The organism is Vibrio nigripulchritudo ATCC 27043, assembly GCF_000222685.1.
Taxonomy (GTDB): domain Bacteria; phylum Pseudomonadota; class Gammaproteobacteria; order Enterobacterales; family Vibrionaceae; genus Vibrio; species Vibrio nigripulchritudo.
Map to the genome: position 1 here is coordinate 1 of NZ_AFWJ01000240.1, position 499 is coordinate 499.

Below are 499 nucleotides of genomic sequence, written 5' to 3' on the forward strand. Positions count from 1 at the left end.
GAATTACCGAACGTTGTTATTAAAACTGGGGGCCATACTCGTCACATTATGTGGGGCCGCCATCATTGTATTTTTTGTCGTGAGAGTGGTTCCTGGCAACCCCATCGCGATGATGTTACCACCCGGTGCTACTGAAGAAGATATCGCCCGGTTAACGGCACTGTATGGGTTAGATAAATCCCTGCCTGAACAATTTTTTGTCTGGATTGGGGGAGTGGTGCAAGGCGACTTCGGTACTTCGATCACAACACGGCAACCGGTGTTAGAACTGGTGTTAGGGCGCTTGCCGGCGACGCTCGAACTGTCTTTAATGGCGTTGGTAATCGCTATTTTGATGGGAGGAGCATTGGCTTTGTCTGGCACGCTCTGGCGCGAAAGCAAAGTAGAATCAACCATTGATGTCACTAATGGCGTGGCGCTTTCCGTACCGGATTTCTTGTGGGGGCTGTTATTGATATTGGTATTTGGTGTCTTCTGGCCGCTCTTCCATATCTCAGGG

At 49.9% G+C, this 499-nt stretch carries 1 protein-coding gene; it reads left to right on the forward strand.

Going from position 1 to position 499, the window contains the following annotated elements; translation table 11 throughout:
• Window positions 1-13: 13 nt before the first annotated feature.
• The coding region (locus RH89_RS16775) for an ABC transporter permease (protein ID WP_038146450.1) at window positions 14-499 on the forward strand (486 nt) is incomplete at its 3' end.